This window comes from Streptomyces sp. TLI_171, assembly GCF_003610255.1.
GTDB lineage: Bacteria > Actinomycetota > Actinomycetes > Streptomycetales > Streptomycetaceae > Kitasatospora.
In genome coordinates, this window is the sequence record NZ_RAPS01000001.1 from 1131903 (window position 1) to 1157938 (window position 26036).

21 protein-coding genes are annotated in these 26036 nt (G+C 71.3%); 10 read left to right on the forward strand and 11 right to left on the reverse strand.

Annotated features, from left to right (window positions below; genetic code table 11):
• Positions 1–12: 12 nt before the first annotated feature.
• The 7 genes from BX266_RS05170 to BX266_RS05200 all read right to left on the reverse strand — a co-directional run bounded on the left by BX266_RS05170 (position 13) and on the right by BX266_RS05200 (position 7390).
• A complete protein-coding gene (locus tag BX266_RS05170) occupies positions 13–1467 on the reverse strand; it encodes a glycoside hydrolase family 32 protein (RefSeq protein ID WP_099897735.1) in 1455 nt (484 codons plus the stop codon).
• A 75-nt stretch (positions 1468–1542) separates the two neighbouring features.
• Positions 1543–2448, reverse strand: coding sequence for a carbohydrate ABC transporter permease (locus BX266_RS05175; RefSeq protein ID WP_099897736.1), 906 nt, complete (start codon positions 2446–2448; stop codon positions 1543–1545).
• A 1-nt stretch (position 2449) separates the two neighbouring features.
• On the reverse strand, positions 2450–3382 hold the full coding sequence (locus tag BX266_RS05180; RefSeq protein ID WP_259464551.1) for a carbohydrate ABC transporter permease: 933 nt from the start codon (positions 3380–3382) through the stop codon (positions 2450–2452).
• 76 nt (positions 3383–3458) lie between these two features.
• Positions 3459–4760, reverse strand: a complete 1302-nt coding sequence (locus BX266_RS05185; RefSeq protein WP_099897737.1) for an extracellular solute-binding protein — start codon at positions 4758–4760, stop codon at positions 3459–3461.
• A gap of 95 nt (positions 4761–4855) precedes the next feature.
• Complete coding sequence (locus BX266_RS05190) at positions 4856–5887, reverse strand: LacI family DNA-binding transcriptional regulator (protein ID WP_099897738.1); 1032 nt, start codon at positions 5885–5887, stop codon at positions 4856–4858.
• A 205-nt stretch (positions 5888–6092) separates the two neighbouring features.
• On the reverse strand, positions 6093–6386 hold the full coding sequence (locus BX266_RS05195; RefSeq protein ID WP_099897739.1) for a putative quinol monooxygenase: 294 nt from the start codon (positions 6384–6386) through the stop codon (positions 6093–6095).
• 38 nt (positions 6387–6424) lie between these two features.
• Positions 6425–7390 (reverse strand): carbohydrate kinase, encoded by a 966-nt coding sequence (locus BX266_RS05200; protein WP_099897740.1) that lies wholly within the window; start codon positions 7388–7390, stop codon positions 6425–6427.
• 265 nt (positions 7391–7655) lie between these two features.
• On the opposite strand from BX266_RS05200, the gene BX266_RS05205 reads away from it, so the two are divergent.
• The 6 genes from BX266_RS05205 to BX266_RS05230 all read left to right on the forward strand — a co-directional run bounded on the left by BX266_RS05205 (position 7656) and on the right by BX266_RS05230 (position 16788).
• Entirely contained in the window at positions 7656–8681 is a 1026-nt protein-coding gene (locus BX266_RS05205; RefSeq protein ID WP_099897741.1) for a sugar ABC transporter substrate-binding protein, read from the forward strand.
• A gap of 125 nt (positions 8682–8806) precedes the next feature.
• Entirely contained in the window at positions 8807–9802 is a 996-nt protein-coding gene (locus BX266_RS05210; RefSeq protein WP_099897742.1) for an ABC transporter permease, read from the forward strand.
• Positions 9802–10641 carry an ATP-binding cassette domain-containing protein gene (locus tag BX266_RS05215; RefSeq protein ID WP_099897743.1) on the forward strand — a complete coding sequence of 280 codons (840 nt, stop codon included), beginning with the start codon at positions 9802–9804 and terminating at the stop codon, positions 10639–10641. Before BX266_RS05210 ends, BX266_RS05215 begins: the two co-directional genes overlap by 1 nt.
• Before the next feature lie 61 nt (positions 10642–10702).
• On the forward strand, positions 10703–11725 hold the full coding sequence (locus tag BX266_RS05220) for a LacI family DNA-binding transcriptional regulator (RefSeq protein WP_099897744.1): 1023 nt from the start codon (positions 10703–10705) through the stop codon (positions 11723–11725).
• A gap of 193 nt (positions 11726–11918) precedes the next feature.
• On the forward strand, positions 11919–14462 hold the full coding sequence (locus BX266_RS05225; protein ID WP_099897745.1) for a GH32 C-terminal domain-containing protein: 2544 nt from the start codon (positions 11919–11921) through the stop codon (positions 14460–14462).
• Between the two features lie 271 nt (positions 14463–14733).
• The gene (locus BX266_RS05230; RefSeq protein ID WP_099897746.1) at positions 14734–16788 is read left to right on the forward strand and encodes a glycoside hydrolase family 32 protein; all 2055 of its coding nucleotides are present in this window, start codon (positions 14734–14736) and stop codon (positions 16786–16788) included.
• A gap of 174 nt (positions 16789–16962) precedes the next feature.
• Here BX266_RS05230 and BX266_RS05235 read toward each other — a convergent pair whose 3' ends face one another.
• The 3 genes from BX266_RS05235 to BX266_RS05245 all read right to left on the reverse strand — a co-directional run bounded on the left by BX266_RS05235 (position 16963) and on the right by BX266_RS05245 (position 21188).
• Positions 16963–17679 carry a flavodoxin family protein gene (locus BX266_RS05235; protein ID WP_099897747.1) on the reverse strand — a complete coding sequence of 239 codons (717 nt, stop codon included), beginning with the start codon at positions 17677–17679 and terminating at the stop codon, positions 16963–16965.
• 348 nt (positions 17680–18027) lie between these two features.
• Positions 18028–19725 (reverse strand): NAD(P)/FAD-dependent oxidoreductase, encoded by a 1698-nt coding sequence (locus BX266_RS05240; protein ID WP_099897748.1) that lies wholly within the window; start codon positions 19723–19725, stop codon positions 18028–18030.
• Positions 19726–19757: 32 nt separating this feature from the next.
• Complete coding sequence (locus tag BX266_RS05245; protein WP_099907426.1) at positions 19758–21188, reverse strand: APC family permease; 1431 nt, start codon at positions 21186–21188, stop codon at positions 19758–19760.
• A gap of 344 nt (positions 21189–21532) precedes the next feature.
• Here BX266_RS05245 and BX266_RS05250 point away from each other — a divergent pair, with 344 nt between their 5' ends.
• Both BX266_RS05250 and BX266_RS05255 read left to right on the forward strand, forming a co-directional pair.
• Positions 21533–22024: a glutathione peroxidase gene (locus tag BX266_RS05250; RefSeq protein ID WP_099897749.1), complete on the forward strand. Its 492-nt coding sequence runs from the start codon at positions 21533–21535 to the stop codon at positions 22022–22024.
• 189 nt (positions 22025–22213) lie between these two features.
• Positions 22214–22795, forward strand: coding sequence for an isochorismatase family protein (locus BX266_RS05255; RefSeq protein ID WP_099907428.1), 582 nt, complete (start codon positions 22214–22216; stop codon positions 22793–22795).
• A 76-nt stretch (positions 22796–22871) separates the two neighbouring features.
• On the opposite strand, the gene BX266_RS05260 is transcribed toward BX266_RS05255, so the two are convergent.
• Positions 22872–23129 (reverse strand): hypothetical protein, encoded by a 258-nt coding sequence (locus BX266_RS05260; RefSeq protein WP_259464553.1) that lies wholly within the window; start codon positions 23127–23129, stop codon positions 22872–22874.
• A gap of 193 nt (positions 23130–23322) precedes the next feature.
• Here BX266_RS05260 and BX266_RS05265 point away from each other — a divergent pair, with 193 nt between their 5' ends.
• Positions 23323–23733, forward strand: a complete 411-nt coding sequence (locus BX266_RS05265; protein ID WP_218969230.1) for a YkvA family protein — start codon at positions 23323–23325, stop codon at positions 23731–23733.
• A gap of 191 nt (positions 23734–23924) precedes the next feature.
• The gene (locus BX266_RS05270) at positions 23925–26030 is read left to right on the forward strand and encodes a glycosyl hydrolase family 28-related protein (RefSeq protein WP_099897751.1); all 2106 of its coding nucleotides are present in this window, start codon (positions 23925–23927) and stop codon (positions 26028–26030) included.
• Positions 26031–26036 lie beyond the last annotated feature (6 nt).

The following is a 26036-nucleotide window of genomic DNA, read 5'->3' on the forward strand; positions in this document are numbered from 1 at the left end:
GTTGTCACGCGTTCAGTGCGCGGGCGCGGCCAGGACCGCGGAAGGTTCGAGCCGGCTCGTCCGGCTGCCGGGGACGAAGTCCCATGCCTGCGCTGTGAGGTGCACCGGGCCGAGGGTGTGCAGGCGCCAGGGCGGAGTGCCGGTAGGGTAGCAGCGCAGGGTCAGCGCCTCCCCGGTGCCGAGGAAGACCTCCACGATCGAACCGTCGACGACGACGCGCAGGTCGACGCCGCTGCCTGGAGCGGTGCCCTCGGGCAGCGGCAGCCGGTACCGGCCGGGCCGGGCCCGGGGGTCGAGGGAGGCGTGGTCGCGGTCGACGACGAGTTCTCCCGCGACCGGGTCGAGCGTGATGTCGAGGTGCTCGCCGGGGGCGGTGCTCAGGCGCAGCCCGCCGGGCTCCCGGGTGCTGGGGCGCAGCCGGGCAGTCAGGTCGAAGGCGGGGCCGACTTCTCCGAGGTCGAGGGGCTCCGACCCGGCCGCCCGCTCGGGGAGGTGGACGGTGCGGGGGCCGCGGAGCCGGAGGATCTCCCGGGCGGGCTGCTGGTGGACCCGGCCGTCGGGGGTGAGAGTGACTTCGCGCGGGAGGGTCAGGGTGCCGGCCCATCCGGCCTCGCCGCTCCACGCGGCGTCGCGGGCCTCCCAGGACCATCCCCACAGCAGCCAGCGGCCGTCGGGGGCGGGCAGCAGCGCGGGCGCGTAGAAGTCGGGGCCGTGGTCGAGCCGGTGGTGCGCGGTGGGGGTGAAGGCGCCGTCGCTTTCGCTGCCGACGTAGACCCGGACATCGCGCGGGCCGCCGAGTGCGTCCCAGAGGCTGACCACCAGGGCGCCTTGTTCGCCGAAGGGGGCGTACTGGGGGCACTCCCAGCCGGTCCAGCCACCCGTTCCGGGAGCGTGGCCGTCGTCGTCGGTGAGGAACGGGCCGCGGAGCTCCCACTGTTCCAGGTCGGCGGACTCGTACAGGAAAGCGGTCCCCCGGTCGCCTTCGACGCTGGCGCCGACGAGCATCCGCCAGCGGCCGCCCTCGCGCCAGACGTAAGGGTCGCGGTACATGGTGGCGCCGTCGGGGGGCGTGGGTATCAGCAGTTCGAGCCGCTTGTCCCAGGTGAGTCCGCCGTCGCGGGACTCGGCGGAGGTGACGGGCTGCCACCAGCGGTCGTTGCGGTGCGCGGAGTAGAAGGCGACCATGCGGGAGCCGTCGGAGACGGCGTTGCCGGAGTAGCAGCCGTCCGCGTCGTGGCCGCCCGGCGTCGGGGCCAGGGCGATCGGCTGGGGCTCCCAGGTGATGAGGTCGGGGCTGCGGTAGTGCCCCCAGTGGACCCGGGTGTGGGTGGGCGCGTGCGGGTTGTACTGGAAGAAGACGTGGTAGTGGCCGTCGTGGAAGGACAGGCCGTTGGGGTCGTTGATCCAGTTCCTGGGCGGCCTGAGGTGGACGGCGGGCAGGTGCGGGTCGGCGGGCGAGGTGGACAAGGGCGTCCTTCGAATGGGTGCGGACGGCGCCGGCGGGCGCCTGGGCGCGGCGTTCGGTGGGTGGCGGAGGGCGGGTCAGCCCTTCACGCCGCTGGAGGCGATGCTGTTGATGAAGGAGCGCTGGAAGGCCAGGAACAGGGCCAGCACCGGAACGGTGATCATGGTGGAGTACGCCATGATCTGGCCCCAGGAGACGTTCAGCTGGAAGAAGTACTGGATGCCGACCATGACGGGCCGCAGGTTCTCGTCCTGGACGACCATGAGGGGCCACAGGTAGGAATTCCACATGGGCAGGAACGTGAGGATCGCGACGGTGGCGACGGCGGGCCCGGACAGCGGCATGACGATGCGCCGGTAGATGCCGAACCAGCTCGCGCCGTCCATCCGGGCGGCCTCGTCGAGTTCCTTCGGGATGCTCTGGAAGTACTGGTGGAACAGGAAGATGGAGAAGGCGTTGGCGACGAACGGCAGGATCTGCACGCGGTAGGTGTCGAGCCAGCCTTCGGTGAGCGCCAGGTGGAAGCCGTTCAGCTCCAGCCACGGCAGCTTGTTCACCCACCACACCAGCGGCAGCGCGAAGGTCTCGAACGGCACGATCAGCGTCGCGATGATGAGCACCAGCAGCAGTCGGCGACCGGGCCAGCGCATCCGGGACAGAGCGAAGGCCGCGAGGCTGTTGACGACGATGCCCAGGACGACGGTGACGGCCGAGATGACGATCGAGTTGAGCAGGAAGCGGCCGGCCGGCACCCGGTCGAAGACCGCGGTGTAGTTGTCCAGCGACAGCTGCCCGACGGGCAGGAACGCCTTGATGCTGCCGAGGTCGGCGAAGATCTGCTGGTCCGGCTTGAACGACGAGATCAGCATGAAGACGATGGGGAAGACGAAGACCAGGGCGAGCGCGCTGCGCAGCGCGTGTCCGGGGATGCGGCGCAGGGTCCGCCGCAGGGGGCCGGGGGCCGGGGTGGGTGTGGTCGCCATGTCAGTCCTTCTCCCGGGTGAGGAAGCGCTGGATGAGGGAGACGGCCAGCACGAGGACGAAGAACACCAGGGAGATCGCCGAGGCGTAGGCGGTCTGCTGCTGGTCGTAGCCGGTGTGGACGGCCTGGTAGACGACGGTGGTGGTGGAGTCCAGCGGGCCGCCCTGGGTCATGACGTTGACCTGGGTGAACAGGCGCAGCGCGTCGATGGTGATGGTGATCAGGACGAAGGTGCGGGTCGCGCGCAGGCCGGGCCAGGTCACGTGGCGGAAGCGGGCCCAGCGGTCGGCGCCGTCGATGGCGGCGGCCTCGTGCAGGTCGGCGGGGATGGTCTGCAGCCCGGAGAGCCAGATGACCATGTGGAAGCCGACGCCCTGCCATACGGACATGAAGATGATCGCGGGCAGTGCGGTGGAGGGGTCGTTCAGCCAGTCGGGGCCGTGCAGGTGGCCGAGGCTGAAGGTGTCGATGAGGTGGTTGACCAGACCGGTCTTCTGGTAGAGGAACATCCACACGATGGAGATGACCACCATCGAGGTGACGACCGGGACGAAGTAGACGGTGCGGAAGAAGTTGGTGCCGCCGACCTTCGTGTTGACCAGCAGGGCCAGGGCCAGGGCCAGTCCGGCCTGCACGGGGACCACCACGGCCGCGAAGACGGCGGTGTTGAGCAGGGAGCGGAAGAAGACCGGGTCCTGGAAGAGCAGGGTGAAGTTGCGCAGGCCCACGAAGTGGGCGGGGGTCGGGGAGATCAGCCGGGCGCTGGTGAAAGCCAGGGCGAACGCCAGGACGACCGGGATGACGAAGAAGACCAGCAGCAGCAGGACCGCGGGGCTGACCATGCCGAGGGCGGTCAGGCGTTCGCGGCGGCGAGCCGCGGTGCGCGGATCGCGGCCCGGGGGCCGGGTGCCGGCGCGTGGGACGAGGGTGGTCACGGGGACTCCGGACGGGAAAGGGGGCTCCGGTGGAGCGGGGAAGGCGGCTCCACCGGAGGAGCGCGGGGCGGGGCCGTCAGTTGGCGTAGTAGTTGTTGCTCTTCAGGTTCGAGTCGATCTGGTCCGCGGCCTGGGAGAGCGTCTTCTTCGGGTCGGCGCCGGCCAGGATGTCCTTGGCGGTCTTCTCGAAGACGGAGGAGATGTACGGGTAGGCGGGCGTGACGGGCCGCACCACGGCGAACTTGCGGGCTTCCCGGGTGAAGACCTCGTAGGGGCCGCCGGGCTGGTAACCGGGGATCTGCGCGGAGGCGGCGGCGGTGGCCGGGATGGTGCCGGTGGCCTTGGCGAAGTCCACGAAGTACTGGGTCTTGCGCGAGAACTTCAGGTACTCCTGGGCGCCGGCCTTGTTGCTGCAGGTGGCGCTCATGCCCCACTGCCAGGACGCGCCGCCGATCTTGGGGCCCTGCCCGAGATCGACGGGCGGCAGGATCGCCAGGTCGTCGCCGAGCTTCTCGGCGTTCTTCGCCGCGTCCCAGCTGCCGTCCCACTCGATGGCGGACTTGCCGTTGAGGAAGTCGTCGTTGGGGCTGGTGCCGGACTTCTGCGCCATGTACCCGTTGGTGACCAGGGAGCGGAACCAGGTGGCCCAGGCGACGGCCTCGGGCCCGTCGAGCACGCCCTTGGCGCTCTTGTAGTCCGAGCGGTCGACGAGGTCGCCGCCGAAGCTCTGCAGCTGCGGGGAGTAGGCGTAGGGCCACCACTCGCCGCTGCCGCCGGTGCCCATCTCAAGCGGCTGTTCGAACGTGCCGCTCGCCTTGAGGGCGGCGAGGGCCGCGGTGAACTCGTCCGAGGTCCAGGGCTTGTCGATGGTGGGGATGCGGATGTTGTGGGCCTGCAGCACCGACTTGCGGGCGAACATCGTCAGCGCGACGTCGTAGTGGCCGAAGGCGTAGAGCTTGTCGTTGTAGGTGCCGACGGTGCTCGGGAGCTGGTCGGCGACCGCGGTCTCGCTGCCGTTCATGTCCAGCGGCGCCAGGTAGCCGCCCCAGGCCCAGTTGGGCACGTTGGGCCCGTCGGCGTCGAGGATGCACGGCAGCTTCTTGGCGGAGGCGGCGGCGACCACGGCGTCGTTGTAGGAGCCCTGCGGGAACGCCTGGATCTTGACCTTGTACTTGTCCTGGCTGGCGTTGAAGTCGTCGACGATCTGCTGGACGACCTTGTACTCGGCGGCGTTTCCGGCGTTGTGCGTCCACAGGGTCAGGGTGTCGCCGTCCGCGCCGGAGCCTGATCCGCTGCTCCCCGAGCAGCCGGCGAGCACGGTGGCCGCGGTGACGATGGCTAGACTGGTGGCCGCGAGGCGCTTGACCTCAGATCTCATGGTTTCTCCGATTTCATGGGGCGGGTCCTGGAAGGGCCTCGCCTGGCGACCGGTGTCGACGGTCGCCGTGGTGGTGTTGCTTCACCGCCTCGGGGTCAGAGCCGGGGCGGTGGGGCGACCGAGTCCCGGCGGACCAGCGGGCAGTGCAGCACTTCCTGGCTGCGCGGGCCGCCTGCGGGCTCCGGTGCGTCGATCACGGCTTGGAGTTGTGCGATGGCCCGCGCGCCCATCTCGTAGTGCGGGAGGGCGACGGTGCTCAGCGCGGGGAAGAGGTTCTCGCTGATGAGTTCCTGGTTGTCGAAGCCGACCACCGACAGGTCCCCGGGGATGGTGAGTCCGAGTTCGGCGGCGGCCCGGTAGGCGCCCATGGCCATCCGGTCGTTGAAGCAGAACAGGGCGGTGGGCCGGTGCGCGGTGTCGAGCAGGCGGCGCGCGGCCCGGTAGCCGCCCTGGGCGTCGGAGCGGTCGGCGGACACCAGGGCCTGGTCGAAGCCGATGCCGGCTTCGGCCAGTGCGCTGCGGTAGCCGGCCAGCCTCCCCGAGGTGGCCGGGATGTCGTCGGAGTTGGTGACGAACCCGATCCGCCGGTGGCCGTGCTCCAGCAGCTCCCGGGTGGCGGTGCGGCCGCCCTGCTCCTCGTCGGGGACGACCGAGGGGAAGGCCGGGTCGTCGGACCGGGCGTCCAGCAGGACGGTGGGAACCGAGCGCAGTTGCCCGGGCACCTCCACCGTCCGGTGGTACATCGAGGCGTACAGGATCCCGTCGACCCGGTGCTGCAGCAGCAGGTCGATCTCCTTCTGCTCCAGCTCGCGGTCGTTGCCGGTGTTCAGCATGAGCAGCAGCAGCCCGCGTTCGGCGGCGGCCTCCTGGGCGCCCTTGATGATCAGCCCGGCGTGCGGGGTGGTGGCGATCTCGTCGCTGAGGAACCCCACGGTGTAGGAGCGGCTCAGCCGCAGCCCGCGGGCCAGGTTGTTCGGGAGGTACCCCAGGCGCTCGGCCGCCGCCAGGACGGTCTGCCGAGTCTCGGCGTTGATCCGTTTGCCCTGGACGTCGTTGAGGATGTGGGAGACCGTCGTGGCGGACACGCCCGCCGCCGCGGCCACGTCCTTGATTCCGACTCGTTTCACTCGTCCTGCCAAAACGTTTGGGCAATGGGGCTGCGACGACGATGGCCGCACCGGGCGGCCGGTGTCAACAGCCCGTTACGGATTCGTGTCCGCCGGGTCCCCTCCGGTGAAACTGGGGGTTCGCGACGGCGCGGGCGGCGCGCGGGCGTGCCGCCGCGGCCCGGGTCGGCCTGGTGGGCGCGCCCGGGCGGCGGGGGCCGCCCGCTCAGCCGGCGGGGTCCAGGAAGGTGAGGACGGAGGCGTCCTCCTCGATCATCGGCACCAGCCGGGCGTTGAAGGGAGCCCCGTGGGGGGCGGCGAGGTGGGCGGTGAAGGCGGCCTCGTCGCGGTACTCCTCGAAGATCCAGTAGGCACGGGGGTCGGACGCCTTGCGGTAGACGTCGAAGGCGAGGTTGCCGGGTTCGGCCCGGACCAGCAGGGCGAAGTCGGCCACCAAGGCGGCGACTTGATCCTCGTGGCCGGGCTTCGCGGTGAACTCGGCCAGCAGGGTCTTCTTCACGGCTGTCGCTTTCGGTGAGCAGGGGCAGGGGGACGCCGTCACTGGGAGGCGGTGGCGGGGACGGACTCCAACTGGTGCGCCCAGGGCGGGTTCGGTCCGGCGACCGAGCAGGTGAACGCGGCGACGCGGGCCGCGTACTGGCAGGCGTCGGCCACTTCGTCGGCGGTCAGCTGCTCCAGTCGCCCGCCCAGGCGGCCCGCCAGGGAGAGGCGGTGGAGCAGGCCGGCGGTGAACGAGTCGCCGGCGCCGATGGTGTCCACGACCTCGGTCCGCGGCGCGGGGACGAGGACCCGGACGCCGTCGAGCGAGGCCAGCGCGCCGCGGCTGCCCAGGGTGACCACCACCAGTCGGACTCCGGCAAGGTGCCAGGCGTCGCAGGCGCGCTCGGGCGTGACACCGGGCATCAGCAGCTCCAGGTCGTCCGAGCTCAGGCGCAGGATGTCGGCGAGCGCGCACCAGCGCGGCAGCCGCTGCCGGTAGACGGCCGGATCGACCAGCAGGGGGCGGACGTTGGGGTCGATCGAGACGGTCGCGCCGCTGCGGGCGTGCAGCAGCGCCTCCTCGATGCGTTCGTCGCCGGGGGCACGGACCAGGGCGAGTGAGCCGGTGTGCAGGCAGGCCGCGTCCTCGGGCCGGGCGGCGGCGAGTTCGGCGGCGGTCCACTGCCAGTCGGCGGTGGCCTCGGCGTGGAAGGAGTACTGGGCCTGGCCGTGCGCGTCGAAGGTGGCGATGGCCAGGGTGCTGGGCTCGCGGGCGGCGACGGCTCCGGAGAGGTCGACGCCGGAGGAGGCGAGGTGGCCGCGGAAGAGCGCGCCGAAGGCGTCGTCGGAGATCCGGCCGAGGAAGCGGGTGGGGGTGCCGAGCCGGGCCAGCGCCACGGCCGTGTTGGCCGGTCCGCCACCGGGCAGGACGCGCAGGGCGAGCTCGCCGGGGCGGGGCTGGAGGGCGTCGGCGAAGGCGTCGGCGACGCACTCCCCGAGGACGGCGATCGGGCGCTGGGCCATCGTTGCGCCTTTCGGATTCTAGGAGGAACAGGGGCGAGCAGGGCGCTCTGGGTTGCCGGAACCGGGCGGGCGGCTCTCCGCCGGGCGGCGAGGTTGATTGCGGCCGCGTTACCCAGTCGTTACGCCGGAAGGGCTTGTGGCCCGGGTTGCGCAGACTTCATCATCACTCCCAAGCCGATGTCAACGATGACATAAGTCAACGATGACATTCCCGATACAGCTGATTCCCGCCCTGTCCACCCGGGCCGCACCCCCAGGAGCCACCATGCCCCTCGCCTCTCGCACCACCCTGACCAGAACCGCGGCCGTTGCGCTGGCCGCCGGTCTGGCGCTCACGCTGACCGCGTGCGGCTCCGGCTCGAAGGGCTCCGCGGACGCCGGTTCCTCCGGCGGTGCGGTCAAGGTCGGCCTGATCACCAAGACCGACACCAACCCGTTCTTCGTGAAGATGAAGGAGGGCGCGCAGAAGGCCGCCAAGGAGAACAACGTCACGCTGAGCACCGCGGCGGGCAAGTTCGACGGCGACAACGCGGGCCAGATCGCGGCGATCGAGAACATGGTCGCCGCCGGGGTCAAGGGCATCCTCATCACCCCGAGCGACTCCAAGGCGATCCTGCCCGCCATCAAGAAGGCCCGTGACAAGGGCGTCCTGGTGATCGCCCTCGACAGCCCCACCGACCCCACCGACGGCACCGACGCACTGTTCGCCACCAACAACGAGAAGGCCGGCGAGCTGATCGGCCAGTACGCCAAGGCCGCGATGGCGGGCAAGAGTGCCAAGATCGCCACCCTGGACCTCGCGCCGGGCGTCGCCGTCGGCCAACTGCGCCACGACGGGTTCCTCAAGGGCTTCGGCATCGCGGAGGGCGACCCGTCGGTGGTCTGCTCCCAGGACACCGGCGGCGACCAGGCCAAGGGCCAGACCGCCATGGAGAACTGCCTGCAGAAGGCGCCCGACATCAACGTCGTCTACACCATCAACGAGCCCGCCGCGCTGGGCGCGTACACCGCGCTGAAGGCCAAGGGCCGGGAGAAGGACGTCCTGATCGTCTCCGTCGACGGCGGCTGCACCGGCACCCAGGCCGTCAAGGACGGAAAGATCGCCGCGACCTCCCAGCAGTACCCGCTGGTGATGGCCTCCCAGGGCGTCAAGGCCGTCGCCGACTACGCCAAGTCCGGTGTCAAGCCCATCGGTTACACCGACACCGGCGTCAACCTCATCACCGACAAGCCGCAGGCCGGCGTCGACGCCAAGGACACCGCATACGGCCTGGAGAACTGCTGGGGCTGATCCGCGCCCCCCTGAACCAGCGGTCCGGGCCGGATCTCCTGCCCCGACCCGGCCCGGACCGCTCCCATCCGTCGTGACGCCACCCGTTCGGCGCTCCCGATCCGCTTCACCGGCAAGGACCTTCCATGACCACATCCACCGTCCCGTACGGAAACCTGACCGGGCCGTCGACGCTGCGGCGGCTGGCGACGGCCCCGGTCGCGGGCCCGCTCGCCGCGCTCGTGCTGGCCTGCGCCTTCTTCTCCCTGATGACGGATCAGTTCCTGTCCGGCGGGAACTTCTCCCTGATCATCCAGCAGGTGATGGTGGTCGGTGCGCTGGCCGTGGGACAGACGCTGATCATCCTCACCGCGGGCATCGACCTGTCCTGCGGCGCGGTGATGGCCTTCGGGTCGATCGTGATCGCGAAGATGGCCGCCAACGGCACCGTCCCACCGCTGGTCGCGATCGCACTGGGCCTGGCCGTGTGCGCGGGCTTCGGACTCCTCAACGGCCTGCTGGTGAAGCTGATCCCGCTCCCGCCGTTCATCGTGACGCTGGGCATGCTGAACGTGGCCTTCGCGCTCACCCACATCTACTCGAACGAACAGACCGTCAGCGACCTGCCCCGGGCGCTGACCTTCCTCGGTGAGACGTTCCCGCTCGGCGACACCGACGTCACCTACGGCTCCCTCGTCGCTCTCGGCCTGTTCGGCCTGTTCGCCTACCTGCTGAGCAGCACCTCCTGGGGCCGGCACGTCTACGCCCTGGGCAACAGCCCCGAGGCCGCCCGGCTCAACGGCATCCGCACCGGACGCCTCACCATCGGCCTCTACGCGATCGCCGGACTGGTCTACGGCATCGCCGCGCTGTTGCTGATCTCCCGCACCGGCGTCGGCGACCCGCAGGCCGGGCAGACCGACAACCTCGACAGCATCACCGCCGTCGTCCTCGGCGGCACCAGCCTGTTCGGCGGCCGCGGCAGCGTCCTGGGCTCCCTGATCGGAGCCCTCATCGTCGGCGTGTTCCGCAACGGCCTGCAGCTGATGGGCGTCGCCTCCATCTACCAGACCCTGATCACCGGCGTCCTGGTCATCCTCGCCGTCACCGTCGACCAGATCTCCCGGAAGAGGATCCGCTGATGAGCATCACCGCCACGGCCACCCCCGTGATCCAGGCCCGGGGCCTGGTCAAGCGCTACGGCCACGTCACCGCCATCGACGGCGCCGACTTCGACCTGCTGCCCGGCGAGGTGCTGGCCGTCATCGGCGACAACGGCGCCGGCAAGTCCAGCCTGATCAAGGCGCTCACCGGCGCCGTCACCCCGGACGAGGGCGAGATCCGCCTGAACGGCGAGGCGATCCGCTTCAACGGGCCGCAGGACGCCCGCGCCCACGGCATCGAGACGGTGTACCAGGACCTCGCGGTGGCCGCCTCGATGGACATCGCCTCCAACATGTTCCTCGGCCGCGAACTGCTCCGGCCCGGTCCGCTGGGCAGCGTCCTGCGGATGGTGGACAAGAAGCGGATGCGCGAGGAGGCCGCCGCGCACATGGCCGACCTGAAGATCGGCCTGCGCTCGCTCACCCAGCCGGTGGAGACCCTCTCCGGCGGTCAGCGCCAGGCCGTCGCGGTGGCCCGCGCCGTCGCCTGGGCCCGCAGCGTCGTCGTGATGGACGAGCCCACCGCGGCCCTGGGCGTCAAGGAGTCCGGCCAGGTCCTCGACCTGATCCGCCGGGTCCGCGACAAGGGGCTGCCCGTCATCCTGATCAGCCACAACATGCCGCACGTCTTCGAGATCGCCGACCGCATCCACGTCCACCGGATGGGACGGCGCGAGGCCCTGATCAAGCCGTCCGACTACTCCATGTCCGAGGTCGTGGCGATCATGACCGGTGCGCTCACCGTCGACGGGGACAGCGGCGGTACTGTCGTGGCGGACGCCGCCGCCGCGAAGGCCGCCGGCGTCCGCCCGAACTGACCAGACCGGGCCCCGCCCGCCGCGGCGGGGCCCGGGCCCGACGAAGCCGGAACGGTGGTCCATGGCCTCGCCCCGTCGCACGACGCTCGCCGACGTCGCCCAGGAGGTCGGCGTGAGCGCCAAGACCGTCTCCCGGGTGCTCAACGGCGACGGGCCGACCTCCCGGGAGACCCGGGAGAAGGTCATGGCGGCGGTCGAGAAGCTCGGCTTCCAGCCCAACCTGATGGCCCGCAACATCCGCGTCGGCGGCCCGGACAGCACCGTCGGCCTGATCATCCCCGACATGGGCAACCCGTTCTTCGGCTCCGTCGCCGGCGGCATCGAGAGCGCGGTGCGCGAACGCGGACTGACCCTGCTGATGGGCTCCTGCGCCGACGACCCCGCCCGCGAACGCGCCCTGATCTCCACCTTCCTGGCCCGCCGGGTCAGCGCCCTGATGGTGGTGCCCACCGTCGGCGCCGACCACGCCCACCTGCGCACCGCCCGGGCGAACGGCCTGCCGGTGGTCTTCCTCGACCGCCCCGGCAACGGCCTGGCCGCCGACAGCGTGGTCAGCTCCAACCGGGACGGCGCCCGCGAGGGCACCGCCCACCTGATTGCCGCCGGACACCGCCGGATCGCCTTCGTCGGCGACCGCCCCGCCGCTCTGTACACCCGCCGCGAGCGCCTCGCCGGATACCGCGAGGCCCTCGACGCAGCCCAACTCCCGTACGACCGCTCGCTCGTCCTCGACGGCCACACCGAGGCCGAGGCCGCCGAAGCCGTCCAGCGCGTGCTGCGCGACCCGCAGCCGCCCACCGCGATCCTCGCCGCCAACAACTTCGCCGCCATGGGCACCGTCCTGGGCACCACCCGGGCCGGCCGGCGCGACGTCGCCCTGGTCTCCTTCGACGACCTGCCCTTCGCGGAGGTCCTGGAGCCCGCGATCACCACCGTCGCCCAGGACCCCACCGCCATCGGCACCGCCGCGGCCGAGATCGCCCTGGCCCGCCTCGACGGCGACCGCACCCGGGCCCGCACCGTCACCGTCCCCACCCGCCTCATCCCCCGCGGTTCCGGCGAACTCCCGCCCGCCGCGCAGTAGTTCCGCCCCACCACGGACCGCACCACCGCCCCGCCGCACCACCAACGACCGCTCACCCTCGGCGCCCGTCGTCGCGCCGCCGTACCCCGGCCCGGCCACGCCCCGGCGTAGCCATGCCCTCGTACCGCCCGACCCCGACGGGTCGCGAGCGCGTCCCCCACCCACCCCGCCCAAGCTCTGTGAAGGAGCTCGTATGCGCGCGTCCCGACCCACCCGCCGCACCTCGCTGGCCGTCCTGGCCACCGCCGTCTGCCTCGGCCTGACCGCCGGCTCCCCCGCCGTGGCCGACACCGCGCAGTTCCAGGAGCAGTACCGCCCCCAGGTGCACTACACCCCCGCGCAGAACTGGATGAACGACCCCAACGGGCTCGTCCACTACCAGGGCGAGTACCACCTCTTCTACCAGTACAACCCGAACGGCAACTCCTGGGGCGACATGTCCTGGGGCCACGCCGTCAGCACCGACCTCGTCCACTGGAAGGAGCTGCCGCTGGCCATCCCCCGCAGCGAGGACGAGATGGTCTTCTCCGGCAGCGTCGTCGTCGACACCGACAACACCTCCGGCCTCGGCACCCGCGCCAACCCCGCCATGGTCGCGGTGTACACCAGCGCCTACAACGACGGGCGGCAGGCCCAGTCGCTGGCCTACTCCACCGACCGCGGCCGCACCTGGACCAAGTACACCGGCAACCCGGTGCTCGACATCGGCTCCCACGCCTTCCGCGACCCGAAGGTCCAGTGGTACGCACCGACCCGCAGCTGGCTGATGACCGTCTCCCTGGCCGACGAGCACAAGGTGGAGTTCTACACCTCCAAGGACCTCAGGTCCTGGAAGCTGCTCAGCGAGTTCGGCCCCGCCGGGGCCACCGGCGGCGGCTGGGAGTGCCCCGACTTCTTCCCCCTCGCCGTCGACGGCGACCCCGGGCACGTCAAGTGGGTCATGGTCGTCAACATCAACCCCGGCGGCATCGCCGGCGGCTCCGGCGCCCAGTACTTCGTCGGCGACTTCGACGGCACCACCTTCACCCCCGACGACAACGGCTCCTACACCCCGCCCGCCGGCACCGTCCTGCAGGACTTCGAACAGGCCGACTACGGCACCTGGACCACCACCGGAACGGCCTTCGGCACCGCACCGGCCACCGGCCCCCTGCCCGGCCAGTCCGCGATCACCGGCATCGAGGGCACCGGCCACGCCAACAGCTTCCACGACGGCGACAGCACCACCGGCACCCTCACCTCCCCCGCGTTCACCGCCACCAGCGACTACCTCAACTTCAAGGTCGGCGGCGGCAACCACCCCCACAACCCGAACGCCGTCACCGACCCGCAGCCCACCCCCACCGGCACCGTCCTCGCCGACTTCGAGGGCGACACCTACGGCGACTGGACCGCCACCGGCACCGCCTTCGGCACCGGCCCCGCCCAGGGCACCCTCCCCGGTCAGATGGACGTCTCCGGCTACACCGGCCACGGACTGGCCAACAGCTTCCTCCAGGGCGACGCCACCACCGGCACCCTCACCTCCCCCGCGTTCACCGTCGACAAGAAGTACCTCGACTTCCTGATCGGCGGCGGCACCCACCCCGCCAACTCCGACTCCCCCACGACCATCGAACTCGTCGTCGACGGCAAGACCGTCCGCAGCGCCACCGGCAGCAACAACGAGCACCTCGACTGGGCCTCCTGGGACCTGTCCGACCTCCAGGGCAAGACCGCCCAGGTCAAGATCGTCGACCAGAACACCGGCGGCTGGGGCCACCTCAACGTCGACCAGATCGTCCTGTCCGACACCCAGGCCAAGCCCCGGTCGAGCGAGACCGCCGTCAACCTGGTCGTCGACGGCCAGGTCGTGCAGAGCGCCACCGGCTCCGACAGCGAAACCCTGGACTGGGCCTCCTTCGACCTGCGCCCCTACAAGGGCAAGCAGGCCCAGGTCCAGATCGCCGACCTCAACACCGGCGGCTGGGGCCACATCATGGCCGACCGGTTCACCACCGCCGACAAGCCCGCCCTCTCCACCCTCCAGCGCGCCCACTGGGTCGACTTCGGCAAGGACTTCTACGCCGCCGTCACCTACAACGACGCACCCGGCGGCCGGCGCACCATGATCGGCTGGATGAGCGACTGGCAGTACGCCGGCAACACCCCCACCACCCCCTGGCGCAGCGCCCAGAGCCTGCCCCGCAACCTGCAGCTGCGCACCGTCGACGGCCGCCTCCAGCTCACCCAGCAGCCGGTCCGGTCGCTGAACACGCTGCGCCAGGGACCGGCCGTCGCCCTGAACCGCGTCACCGTCCGCCCCGGCACCACCGCCCTGCCCTCCCGCGGGAACGGCAAGGCCCTCGACATCGACGCCGTCTTCTCCCCTGCCGACGCGAAGAAGTTCGGCCTCAAGGTGCGCACCGGCGCCGGCCAGGAGACCGTCATCGGCTACGACACCGCCGACCAGCGGCTCTACGTCGACCGCACCAAGTCCGGCGCCGTCGACTTCGACCCCAACTTCCCCGGCATCCAGACCGCCCCGCTCGAGCCCGGGAAGGACGGCAAGATCCACATCCGGGTGGTCGTCGACTGGTCCTCCGTCGAGGTGTTCGGCGGCGAGGGCGAAGCGGTGATCACCGACCAGGTCTTCCCCGACCCCAGCAGCCAGGGCGTCCAGCTGTTCGCCGAAGGCGGGTCCGCCCGCCTCGACAGCCTCAAGCTCTGGCACCTCGGCTCCTACCGGAGCGAGTAAGAGCCCCGTGCGGGGGCGGGCTCGAGGGTGCCCGCCCCCGCACGGTCCACCCGGCCCCGTCGCCGCACGGGCCCGGCCCGGGGTACGTCCCGTCCGATCCGGAGACCGGGACCGGCCGTATCCGTTCCGGCCTCCGCCGAGTGCACTCCGCGCCATCCCCCACCCCGCGGCCTGCCCCACCGCACCACCCCCACTGCGGCACGCCGCTCCCGAGGACCCACCCGCACGGGCACCCCACCCGCCCCGGGGGTCCGGACCCGAGGAGACCCACATGCGCGACCGAACCGTCACGCACCACCGCTCCAAGCGCCTGCTCGCCCTCTCCGCCGCCGCCGTCCTCGGCATGGCGCTCCTCGCGCCCTCCGCCGACGCGCAGACCGCGTACACCGAGACCTACCGGCCCCAGCTGCACTTCTCGCCCGCCCAGAACTGGATGAACGACCCCAACGGCCCGATCTGGTACAAGGGCACGTACCACCTCTTCTTCCAGTACAACCCCTCGGGAAACACCTGGGGCAACATGTCCTGGGGACACGCGACCAGCCCCGACCTGGTGCACTGGACCGAGCAGCCGATCGCCCTCCCGCAGGACGCCGACGAGATGGTCTTCTCCGGCGGAGTCGTCCTCGACAAGAACAACACCACCGGCTTCGGCACCAGCAGCAACCCCCCGCTGGTCGCGATCTACACCAGCTACCGCAAGTCCGACGGCGTGCAGGCCCAATCGCTGGCCTACTCCACCGACGGCGGCACCACCTGGACCAAGTACGCCGGAAGCCCCGTCCTCACCATCGGGTCCCAGAACTTCCGCGACCCCAAGGTGTTCTGGAACGCCCGGACCAACAGCTGGCTCATGACGGTCGCCCTGTCCGCCGACCACAAGGTGAGCTTCTACTCCTCCCCGAACCTGAAGAGCTGGACCAAGCTCAGCGACTTCGGTCCGGCCGGCGCCACCGGCGGCCTGTGGGAGTGCCCCGACCTCTTCCGGCTCCCGGTGGACGGCGACCCGTCGCGCACCAAGTGGGTCCTGGTCGTCAACATCAACCCCGGCGGTCCCCAGAACACCTCCGCCGCCCAGTACTTCGTCGGCGACTTCGACGGCACGACCTTCACCCCCGACGGACCCGCCACCTCCGCACCGCCCACGGGAACGGTCCTCGCCGACTTCGAGGGGAGCACCTACGGGTCCTGGACGGCCACGGGCGCCGCCTTCGGCACCGGCCCCGCCCAGGGCACCCTGCCTGGCCAGCAGAACGTCAGCGGCTACCTCGGAAAGGGACTCGTCAACTCCTTCCTCCAGGGCGACGCCACCACCGGCACCCTCACCTCCCCCGCCTTCACGGTCGACAAGCCGTACCTGAACTTCCTGGTCGGCGGTGGCAACCACCCCAACTCCCAGCCCAACCCCACCACCGTCAACCTGGTGGTCGACGGCGCGGTGGTCAGGACCACCACCGGCAAGGACAACGAAGCACTCGACCCCGTCCAGTGGGACCTGCGCACCCTGGCCGGCAAGCAGGCCCAGATCCAGATCGTCGACAACAACACCGGCGGCTGGGGCCACATCAACGCCGACCAGTTCACCCTCACCGACACCCCCGCCCAGAACCAGGCTTCGAACGCCCACTGGATGGACTACGGCGCCGACTTCTACGCCGCCACCTCCTTCAACGACGAGCCCACCGGCCGCCGCGTCGTCATCGGCTGGATGAACAACTGGCAGTACGGCGGGAACATCCCCACCTCCCCCTGGCGCAGCGCGGACTCCCTCCCCAGGGAGCTCTCGCTGAAGACGGTGAACGGCACCCCGCAACTCGTACAGGTGCCGGTCAAGGAACTGGAGCAGCTGCGGACGGGGACGGTCGGCACCGCGCCCACGACGGTCATCGCGGCCGGTGCCGACGTGCCCCTGAGCACCCAGGGCACCCTGCTCGACATCACGGCCGCTCTGCGGGCCGGCACCGCGAACGAGTTCGGCCTCAAGGTCCACACCGGAGGCGGCCAGGAGACCCGCATCGGCTACGACACCACCGCCCAGGAGCTGTACATCGACCGGACACGCTCGGGCGACTCCTCCTTCGGCGGGAACTTCGCCGCCGTGCACCGCGCACCGCTCAGCCTCGACGCCGACGGCAAGCTGCGACTGCGCGTCGTCGTCGACACCTCCTCCGTCGAGGTGTACGCCGGCGACGGCCGGGTCGTCATGACCGACCAGATCTTCCCCAACCCCGCCAACAACGGCGTCTCCGCCTACGCCACCGGCGGCACCGCGTCCCTGGACGCCTTCAGCGCCCAGAAGCTGAACTCCATCTGGGCCGACCGCTGACCGCACCGCCCACAGCCCACAGCCCACAGCCCACTGTTCCGGAGCGCGCGAGCACCGTGGGGCGGTCCGGTTCGGCCGACAACGACTGAACCGGATCGCCCTGTGGATCCCTTTCCACCCTCGACGGCGGGACGACAGGATTTGAACCTGCGAACCCTCGACCCCCGGCTGGCGTCAGCGGTGTTCGGGGTTCTCGAAGTCGAAGCGGCAGCCGGCGTCCCACTCGGAGCGCTGGTTGCCGTGCGCCGGGATGCCGCCGGCGTCCTTGAGCATGCGGGCAAGGTGGAGCTGGTTCCAGGTCATGAAGGTGGTGTTGCGGTTGGTGAAGTCGTTCTCCGGGCCACCGGAACCGGGGTCGAGGTAGGACGGGCCGGGGCCGGCCTCGCCGACCCAGCCGGCGTCGGCCTGGGGCGGGATGACGTAGCCGAGATGCTGGAGGCTGTAGAGCACGTTCATCGCGCAGTGCTTCGCACCGTCCTCGTTGCCGGTGATCAGGCAGCCGCCGACCCGGCCGTAATAGGCGTACTGGCCGCGGTCGTTGAGGATCGACGAGCAGGCGTACAACCGCTCGACGACCTTCTTCATGATCGAGGAGTTGTCTCCCAGCCACACAGGTCCCGCTAGCGTGAGGATGTCTGCGGCCATCACCTTCGAGTAGATGACCGGCCACTCGTCGGTCTCCCACCCGTGCTCGGTCATGTCCGGCCACACGCCGGTCGCGATGTCGATGTCCACCGCTCGCAGCACGTCGACCTCGACGCCCTGGCGCTCCATGATCCCGGTGCTGATGTCGATCAGCCCCTGGGTGTGGCTGCGCTCCGGAGACCGCTTGAGCGTGCAGTTGATCACCAGGGCGCGGAGATCACGGTAGGACGTGCCGGTGTCGGTCATCGATGCGTTTCCTCGCGGACGAGTGGGCGGTCGGGCGGCGATACACGCCCGGCTTCCGATATCGGTACGGCCCTGGGTTGGTCCGACCGAAGATCCCGTCTACTGTCTCGCCTCGTCGGGCGGAACGACCGAACGCCGCGCCAACGACGGCGAAGTCGGCACCGTTCACCCGCATGCATCGCCGAGCCAGCCACTCGTCGGTGTCCCGGCCGGGTTCGGTCATGTCGGGCCGGACGCCGGTGGCGAGGTCGTGGTCGCGCCCATCGCAGCACGTGCCCGCGGACGCGCCCGGGACCGTCCGCCGTCCGGCGGACACCCGGGCGCGTCGCGCACGGTGATGACGGTCCGTCATGCTCCGATCGCTGCGAGGACCTCCGCGGCGGCCCGGGCGCCCTCGACGGCCCCGCCGTTCATGTAGCCCTGGAAGTCGTACGAGGTGTGCTCGCCGGCGAAGTGCAGATTGCCCTGGGCGGTGCCCTCGTAGCCGGCGTAGCTGGTGAGGTAGCCGGTCGGCCAGTACGAGTAGGCGCCGTACGAGTACGGGTTGAGGTGCCAGGCGGAGAGCGTGGCCCGGCCGTTCCAGGCGGCCTTGGTGCCGGGCCAGACGGTGTCGATCTGGCTGAGGTAGTTGTCGACCAGGTTGCGGGTGTACGAGGTGGAGGCGTTGGTGAACGCGCTCGGCGGGGTCAGGCCGCGGGCCGGGCTGCCGCCGCCGTACTGGACCAGGATGCCGTTGCTGCCGGCCTGGCCGCGGGTGACGTCCCAGGCCTGCTGGTACGGCAGGTCGGCGAAGCACTCGCCGTTCGAGACGCCGTCCCACACGCCGCTGCCGGACCAGGAACTCCGGTTGGTGAACTGCATGTTGAGCTTGGTGCAGGCGCCCATCCGCATGTGGGCGAGGACGCCCTTCATCATCGGGTCGAGCCCGGCCCGCGACAGGTCGACGTGGTCCTGGAGGATCGGCAGCGGGACGGCCAGGACGGTGTGGTCGGCGACCACGGTCTGGGTGCCGCCGCCGTCCAGCGCGAAGGTGAGGGTCTGACTTCCGTCGGCGTTCCTCACCACCGCCCGCAGGGTGCGGCCGAGTTGGACGGTGCCGGCCGGCAGGGCGTCCGCCATGGCGTGCGGGACCTGGTCGTTGCCGCCGGTGATGTGCCAGCGCTCGTCGGAGCCGCCCCAGATGGAGAAGTTCCCGGGGCTGGACTGCCAGGAGATCATCACCAGCATCGCGTAGGCGGACTGCGCGGTGGTGTCGGCTCCGTACTCGACGGCGTAGGCGCAGTCGAGCAGCGCGCCGAGGTCGCTGGAGAACCCGCCCGGCACGCGGGAGTCGATCCAGTCGCGGATCGACATGGTGTCGAGGGCGACCGAGGCGGCGTTGTGGCTGTTCCAGGTGGGGGCGGAGCCGCCCGCCTGGATGTCGTCCTTGACCGCCTGCCAGATCTGCTTGAAGTCGTTGTCGACCTGGGTCTTCGGGTAGTAGTGCCCGTTGAAGTGGTAGATCCCCTCGGCTCCGTTGGGGAGGTCGGCCGCGACGTCGGTCAGGCCGAGGCCGAAGCGCCGGCAGAGGTCCTTGATCGCGTGGTGGCCGGTGTCGACCAGCTCGCCGCCCCATTCGGAGACCTGGCCCTGGTTCCACAGGCCGGGACCGGCGGGGCTGCCGCCGGAGTACATCCGGCCGCCGATCCGGGTCGGGTTGGCCTCGTAGACGGTGGCGGCGACGCCCTTGTCGGCGAGGGTGAGGGCGGCGTTCAGGCCGGAGATGCCGGCGCCGATGATCGCGATCCGGGGAGCGCCGCCGATCGGCTTGGTGGCGGTGGCGGCGCGGGCCCGGGGAACTCGCCCGGCGACCCCGGCCACCGCGGTCAGGCCGATGCCGAGGGCGGCGGCCCGGCCGAGCAGGGCGCGCCGGGAGACGCCGTCCGGCTCGGCCCGGGCCTCGTCGCGCAGGCCCTGGTACTCGGCGACCGGCATCCGCAGGCGGTCGGCCACGGACTGGTCGGCCATCAGCTGCTTGAACCGGCCGGCGTAGGGGGTGCGTGCCATGTGGGGGAAGCCTTTCTGTTCGGTGGCGGGGGTCAGGCCCGGGCGGGCACGGGTTCGTCGTCGGTGCGCTCCTGCGCGTTCTCGACCACCAGCCGGCCCATCAGCTCGTACTTCTGCGGGTGCCTGGCGCGCATGTAGAGGGCGAGGGCGAGGCCGCCGAGGAAGACCGCGGCGACGATCCACGGGATCAGCTTGAAGAAGAAGATCTTGGAGGCGGCGCCGGCGGCGGTGTCCAGGTTGACCACCAGCAGCACGATCGCGGCGAGCATGCCGAGCCCGCCGAGCAGCGGCGCGGTGAAGGTCCGGAACCAGTGCCGGGACTCGGGGTGGTGGCGGCGGAAGTAGGCGATCACCGAGAACGAGCAGAGGGTCTGCACCACCAGCAGGGCCAGCGTGCCGAGGATCGCGGTGAGTGTGTAGAGGCTGACGTACGGGTCCTGGCCGGCCGCCCAGAAGCCGCCGACCACGGCCAGCGCGATCCCGGTCTGGGTGAAGGAGGCGACGTACGGGGAGCCGTGCCGGGGGTGGGTGCGGCCGAGCGCCGGGTGCAGGAAGCCCTCGCGGCCGATCGCGTACAGGTAGCGGGAGGCGCACTGGTGGAAGGCCATGCCGCAGGCGAAGGCGCTGGTGACCATCAGCCACTGGAACGCGGTGACGGCCCAGCCGCCGAGGTACTGCCGGGCGGGGGCGAGGAACAGGTCGAGCGGGCTGGACCCGCCGACGATCTCCAGCGCCTTGCCGGCGCCGTTGCCGGACAGCACCATCCAGGCGACGAAGGTGTACAGCACGCCCAGCACCACGACGGCCAGCAGGGTGGCGCGCGGGATGATCCGCTTCGGGTTGCGGGACTCCTCGCCGTACATGGCGGTCGACTCGAACCCGATCCAGGACCAGAAGCAGAAGAACAGGCCGACCCCGGCGTTCACCCCGGCGAACGCGCCCGTCGGGTTCAGCGAGGACAGGTGCAGGCCGTCCGGGCCGCCGCCGTGCACCAGCACCGAGCCGGCCAGCAGCCCCAGCATCAGCACCTCGCCGACCAGGAAGACGCCCAGCACCTTGGAGGCGACCTCCAGGTCGAAGTACGACAGCAGCGCGGTGACGGCCAGCATCAGCAGCGCGTACACCTGCCAGGGCAGGTCCAGGCCGAGCTGCGCGTCGACGGCCTGCTGCGCGAAGTAGGCGAAGATGCCGACGATCGACGCCTCGAACACCACGTACGCCAGCACCGCGAGCAGACCGGAGGCCATGCCGACGACCCGGCCCAGGCCGTGCGAGACGAACCCGTAGAACGCACCGGCGGTGGTGATGTGGCGGGCCATCGCCACGTAACCGACGGTGAAGACGATCAGCACCAGCATGACGAACAGGAACCCGGCCGGTGCGTGCACGCCGTTGCCGCCTCCGATGATCACCGGCAGGTTGCCGGTCATGGCGGTGATCGGCGCGGCGGTGGCGAGCGCCATGAAGATCACCCCGACCAGGCCGACGGAGCCGGCCTTCAGGCGTTGGACGGTGGGCGGTCCTTCGACCGCGGTGGGCTGTTCGACGGCGGACACGGGCAGCTCCCTGGACGGGCGGACGGGCGGGTCGGGCCTCCGCCTCGGCGGAGTCGGCCCAGTGTGGGTCACGTCACAAGGCGCGCGGGGGATGCATGATGTAGTGGGGCCTGTTTCGTGATTGACGCCCTGTCAATTGCGCTCCGTAACATCCGCTCCGCGGGTGGGAGTAGGTTCGGGGGTGTTGGTGTTCCCTCCGGGGGTCCCGGGCGTCGGCGCGGGGCTGCCGTCACTGAGAAGGCAGGTTGGGCATGGAGTCGCTGTTCGAACTTCCGATCCGCACGCTGGCGGGCGAGCCGTCCTCGCTCGCGGAGTACCGCGGGAAGGCGCTGCTGCTGGTGAACGTGGCGTCGAAGTGCGGTCTGACCCCGCAGTACACGGGCCTGGAGAACCTGCAGAAGACGTACGGGGAGCGCGGGTTCACCGTGCTCGGCTTCCCGTGCAACCAGTTCATGGGCCAGGAGCCGGGCTCGGCCGAGGAGATCCAGGAGTTCTGCTCGACCACGTACGGGGTGTCCTTCCCGCTGTTCGAGAAGATCGACGTCAACGGGGACGAGCGGCACCCGCTGTACGCCCGGCTGACCGAGGTCGCGGACGCCACCGGTGAGGCCGGCGACGTGCAGTGGAACTTCGAGAAGTTCCTGGTGTCGGCGGACGGCGAGGTGGTCGGCCGGTTCCGTCCGCGCACCGAGCCGGAGTCCGCGGAGCTGGTCGCCGCGATCGAGGCGCAGCTGCCCGCCTGAGCCGCAGCCCCACCGGGCCCCGGTGCCGCCGCCCCTGCGGGCCGCGACCGCCGGGGCCCGGCCGTGTCCCGGGGGTCGCGGCTCCCGGGAGCCCGGTCTTCGCCGCCGGAATTTGTACAGGTAACCTGCGCAGTGGAACTGGACAGTCCGGCCGGCCGGGCTGCCGCCGCCCCCGACGAAAGGCCCGTCGTGTCCGTCACCGCGCTCGACCCGATCACCGCCCTGGTCGTCATCGACCTCCAGCAGGGCATCCTCGCCGCACCGTGCAGCCCGTACCCGGCCCGCGAGGTGCTGGACCGCACGGTCTCGCTGGCGGAGGCGTTCCGCGCCGCCGAGCTGCCGGTGGTGCTGGTCCGGGTCTCCTTCGCGCCCGACTTCGGCGACCTGCCGCCCGGCCGCACCGAGCAGCCGCGCGGCGGCGGCGCGGCCCGGCCGGAGGGCTGGGACCAGCTGTCCGAGGAGCTGCGCCGCCCGTCCGACCTGCTGGTGACCAAGCACAACTGGGGCGCCTTCCACGGCACCGACCTGGACGTGCAGCTGCGTCGCCGGGGCGTGACGCAGATCGTGCTGGCGGGCATCGCGACCAGCATCGGCGTGGAGTCGACGGCCCGCGCCGCGCACGAGCACGGCTACCACGTGACGCTGGCGGTGGACGCGATGTCCGACCTGGACGCGCAGGCGCACGCCAACAGCGTGCAGCGGATCTTCCCGCGGCTCGGCGAGACCGGCACCACTGCGGAGGTCCTGGACCTGCTCGCCAAGACCCGCTGAGCCCGCGAGCCCGCCACGACGTGCCGAAACCCGCCCGGTGGGCGGGTTTCGGCGTGCTCGGTCCGGGTGCGGCGGGTCAGGCCTCGCCGGCGTGCCAGGCCGGCCACTCCCAGGGCCGGTCGTCCCAGTGCACCCGGACGGGGTCGCGCGGGTCCAGGTCGGGGAAGTGGTGCTTCAGCTCGGGCTCGAACTCCTCGGGCGCGAGCGGCTTCCACCCCGCCCCCTTGAAGTGGACCAGCCGGTAGCGGCTGTCGGTCCGGAACTCCGCGATCTCCACCAGTGGCTCCTCGGCAGCCCGATCGACGGTGCTGCCGGCTGTGCTGTTGCTCGTCATGCCGCCAGCATCGGACGCCCGCCCCCGCCACGCACGCCCTGACCGCCGACCGGCCGCGTGTCGCGGTACCGGGCCCGCTCACGCGTTCGACCCGGATCCGTCACGGCTGGGTCCCGGTCCGGCACGGGCCCTGGTGGTGACGGCGCGTTCCCGTACCGTTGAGGCAGTCGGAAGCTTGGGCCGGGAGGACCGCGTGAGCAGCAGGAAGAAGGCGTCGAGGGCGTCGACGCGGGTGCGTGGGGTGGACGGTCTGGCGGTGGGCCGGTCGGCGTGGGGGCTGTACCGGGAGACCAGGCGGCCGGGGGCGCCGGGTCTGCTCGCACGGGTGTGGGCGCTGCCGCGCCTGCTGCGGGACGCGCTGACGGGGCGTTACCCGGGGGTGGGGCCGGCCAAGCTGCTGGCGCTGGCGTTCGCGGTGGGGGTGTACCTGATCAGCCCGATCGACGCGGTGCCGGACTTCCTCCCGGTGCTCGGCTGGGGCGACGACACGGCGCTGGTGCTGTGGTTCCTGATGGGGTTGACCCGGGAGTCCGGCCGGTACGTGGAGTGGGCGGCGCAGCAGGCCGGGAAGGGCACGGCGGCGGAACTGCCCGCGGACATCTGATCCGCCGAGCGCCGGTCGCAATGATCGACCCCCGCCCTGCAAAAATCTGACATCGCAAAGAAATATCCGCGCAGCTCCCTTGTGGGGACGCCGCGCGGACCCCTACTGTCGGCTCACCTTCTCCGTGTCGCGCCGCCCGTGAGCGTCCCGGGCCCACCCCCTTCGCCACGCCTTCAGAGAGCCGAGCCCCGATGACTTCTGCCGTCGTGCCCCCGTCCCTCCCCGAGCCTCCGGCCGGCGGGACCCCCGTGCCGTCCCCGTCCGCCGCCCGTTCGGTGCTGTCCCGTTCGGCCCGGGCCGGGTCGGTGGTGGTCGCCTCCGTGCTGGGCCTCGGGGTGGCGCTCTGCTCCCCGGCGGCGCAGGCCGCGCCCGCGCCCGCCGCCAACCCGGCGGTGACCCGGGCCGGGATCGACCCGGCGCTGACCGCGGGCCGCGGCGCGCCGGTGGACTTCCGGGAGCAGGAGGCCGAGCGCGCCGCCACCTCCGGCAGCGTGATCGCCGCCGACCGCACCGCGTACACCCTGGCCGCGGAGGCCTCGGGGCGCAGCGCGGTGAAGCTGACGCCCGGTCAGTACGTGGAGTTCACCCTGCCCGAGGCGGCCAACGCGATCACCGTCCGCTACAGCCTCCCCGACGCGCCGAACGGCGGCGGCACCACCGCGCCGCTGGACGTCACCGTCAACGGCAGGAACCGGCAGTCGCTGCCGATGACCAGTCAGTTCTCCTGGCTGTACAACCAGTACCCGTTCACCAACGACCCCAACGCGGGCCTGCTGCACCCGGACTGGTGGATCACCGAGTGCGGCTGCGTGCCCGCCGCGACCACCCCCGCGCCGAGCATCTCCACGCCGTTCCGGCCGGGCCACGTGTACGACGAGCAGCGGCTGATGCTGGGCCGCACCTACAAGGCCGGCGACAAGGTCCGGCTGACCCTGCCGGCCGGGTCGACGGCGCAGTGGGCGGCGATCGACCTGCTGGACTCCCAGCTGGTCGCGGCCCCGCACGTGGAGCTGCGGGCGGTCAACGCGGTGGCGCTGGGCGCCGACCCGTCGGGGCGGCGCGACTCGGCGGACGCCATCGACCGGGCGATCGCGCTGGCGAAGGTGCTGCGCCTGCCGGTGTACCTGCCCCCGGGCGTGTTCCAGGTCAACCGGCACCTGGTGGTCGACAACGTGACGGTGGTCGGCGCGGGCAGCTGGTACACCGTGCTGAAGGGCGCCCAGCAGACGCTCGCCACCCCGGCCCCGGACGGCAGCGTGCACACGGGCGTCGGCCTCTACGGCAAGGACGCGGCGCAGGGCGGCAGCCACAACGTGCACCTGTCCGGGTTCGCGATCGAGGGCGACGTCCGCGAGCGGATCGACACCGACCAGGTGAACGGCGTCGGCGGCGCGTTCAGCGACTCCTCGATCGAGCGCCTGTACATCCACCACACCAAGGTCGGCATCTGGCTGGACGGGCCGATGAAGAACCTGACGATCGCCGACAACCAGATCGCCGACCAGATCGCCGACGGCATCAACTTCCACACCGGCGTGAGCGACTCGACGATCCGCGGCAACTTCGTCCGAAACACCGGCGACGACGCGATCGCGCTCTGGTCGGAGAAGACCGCGGACGCCCGGGTGGTCGTCGACCACAACACGGTGCAGTCGCCGACGCTGGCCAACGGCATCGCGGTGTACGGCGGCACCGACACCACCGTCTCGAACAACCTGGTCGCCGACCCGGTGCGGGAGGGGTCCGGCCTGCACGCGGGCTCCCGGTTCGGGGCGGAGCCGTTCACCGGGTTCCTGCACTTCACGGACAACACCACGGTGCGGGCCGGCACCTACGAGCTGAACTGGAACATCGGCCTGGGCGCGATCTGGTTCGAGGTGCTGGACCGGGACATCGACGCCGACGTCCGGGTGACCGGCGACCACTACCTGGACTCCACCTACAACGCGATCATGGCGGTCGCCGAGTGGGGCGTGAAGGACCAGTACAAGCTGTCCAGGCTGGCCTTCAAGGACGTGAAGGTCGACGGCACCGGCACCTCGGTGCTCAGCGCCCGGGTGGCCGGCAGCGCGACCTTCGAGAACGTGCAGGCCCGCAACGTCGGCGCGGTCGGCATCAACAACTGCGGCACCTTCCACTTCACCCCGGCCGGCTCCGAGTTCTCGGTCACCGACCTGGGCGGCAACTCCGGCGGCGGCACCACCGGCGACTGGCTGGCCCCCTGGGAGCTGCCCAACACCATCACCTGCGACGACCGCCCGCCGGTGGTCCCGCCGCCGGCCCCGTCCGCCTGGTGACTCAGG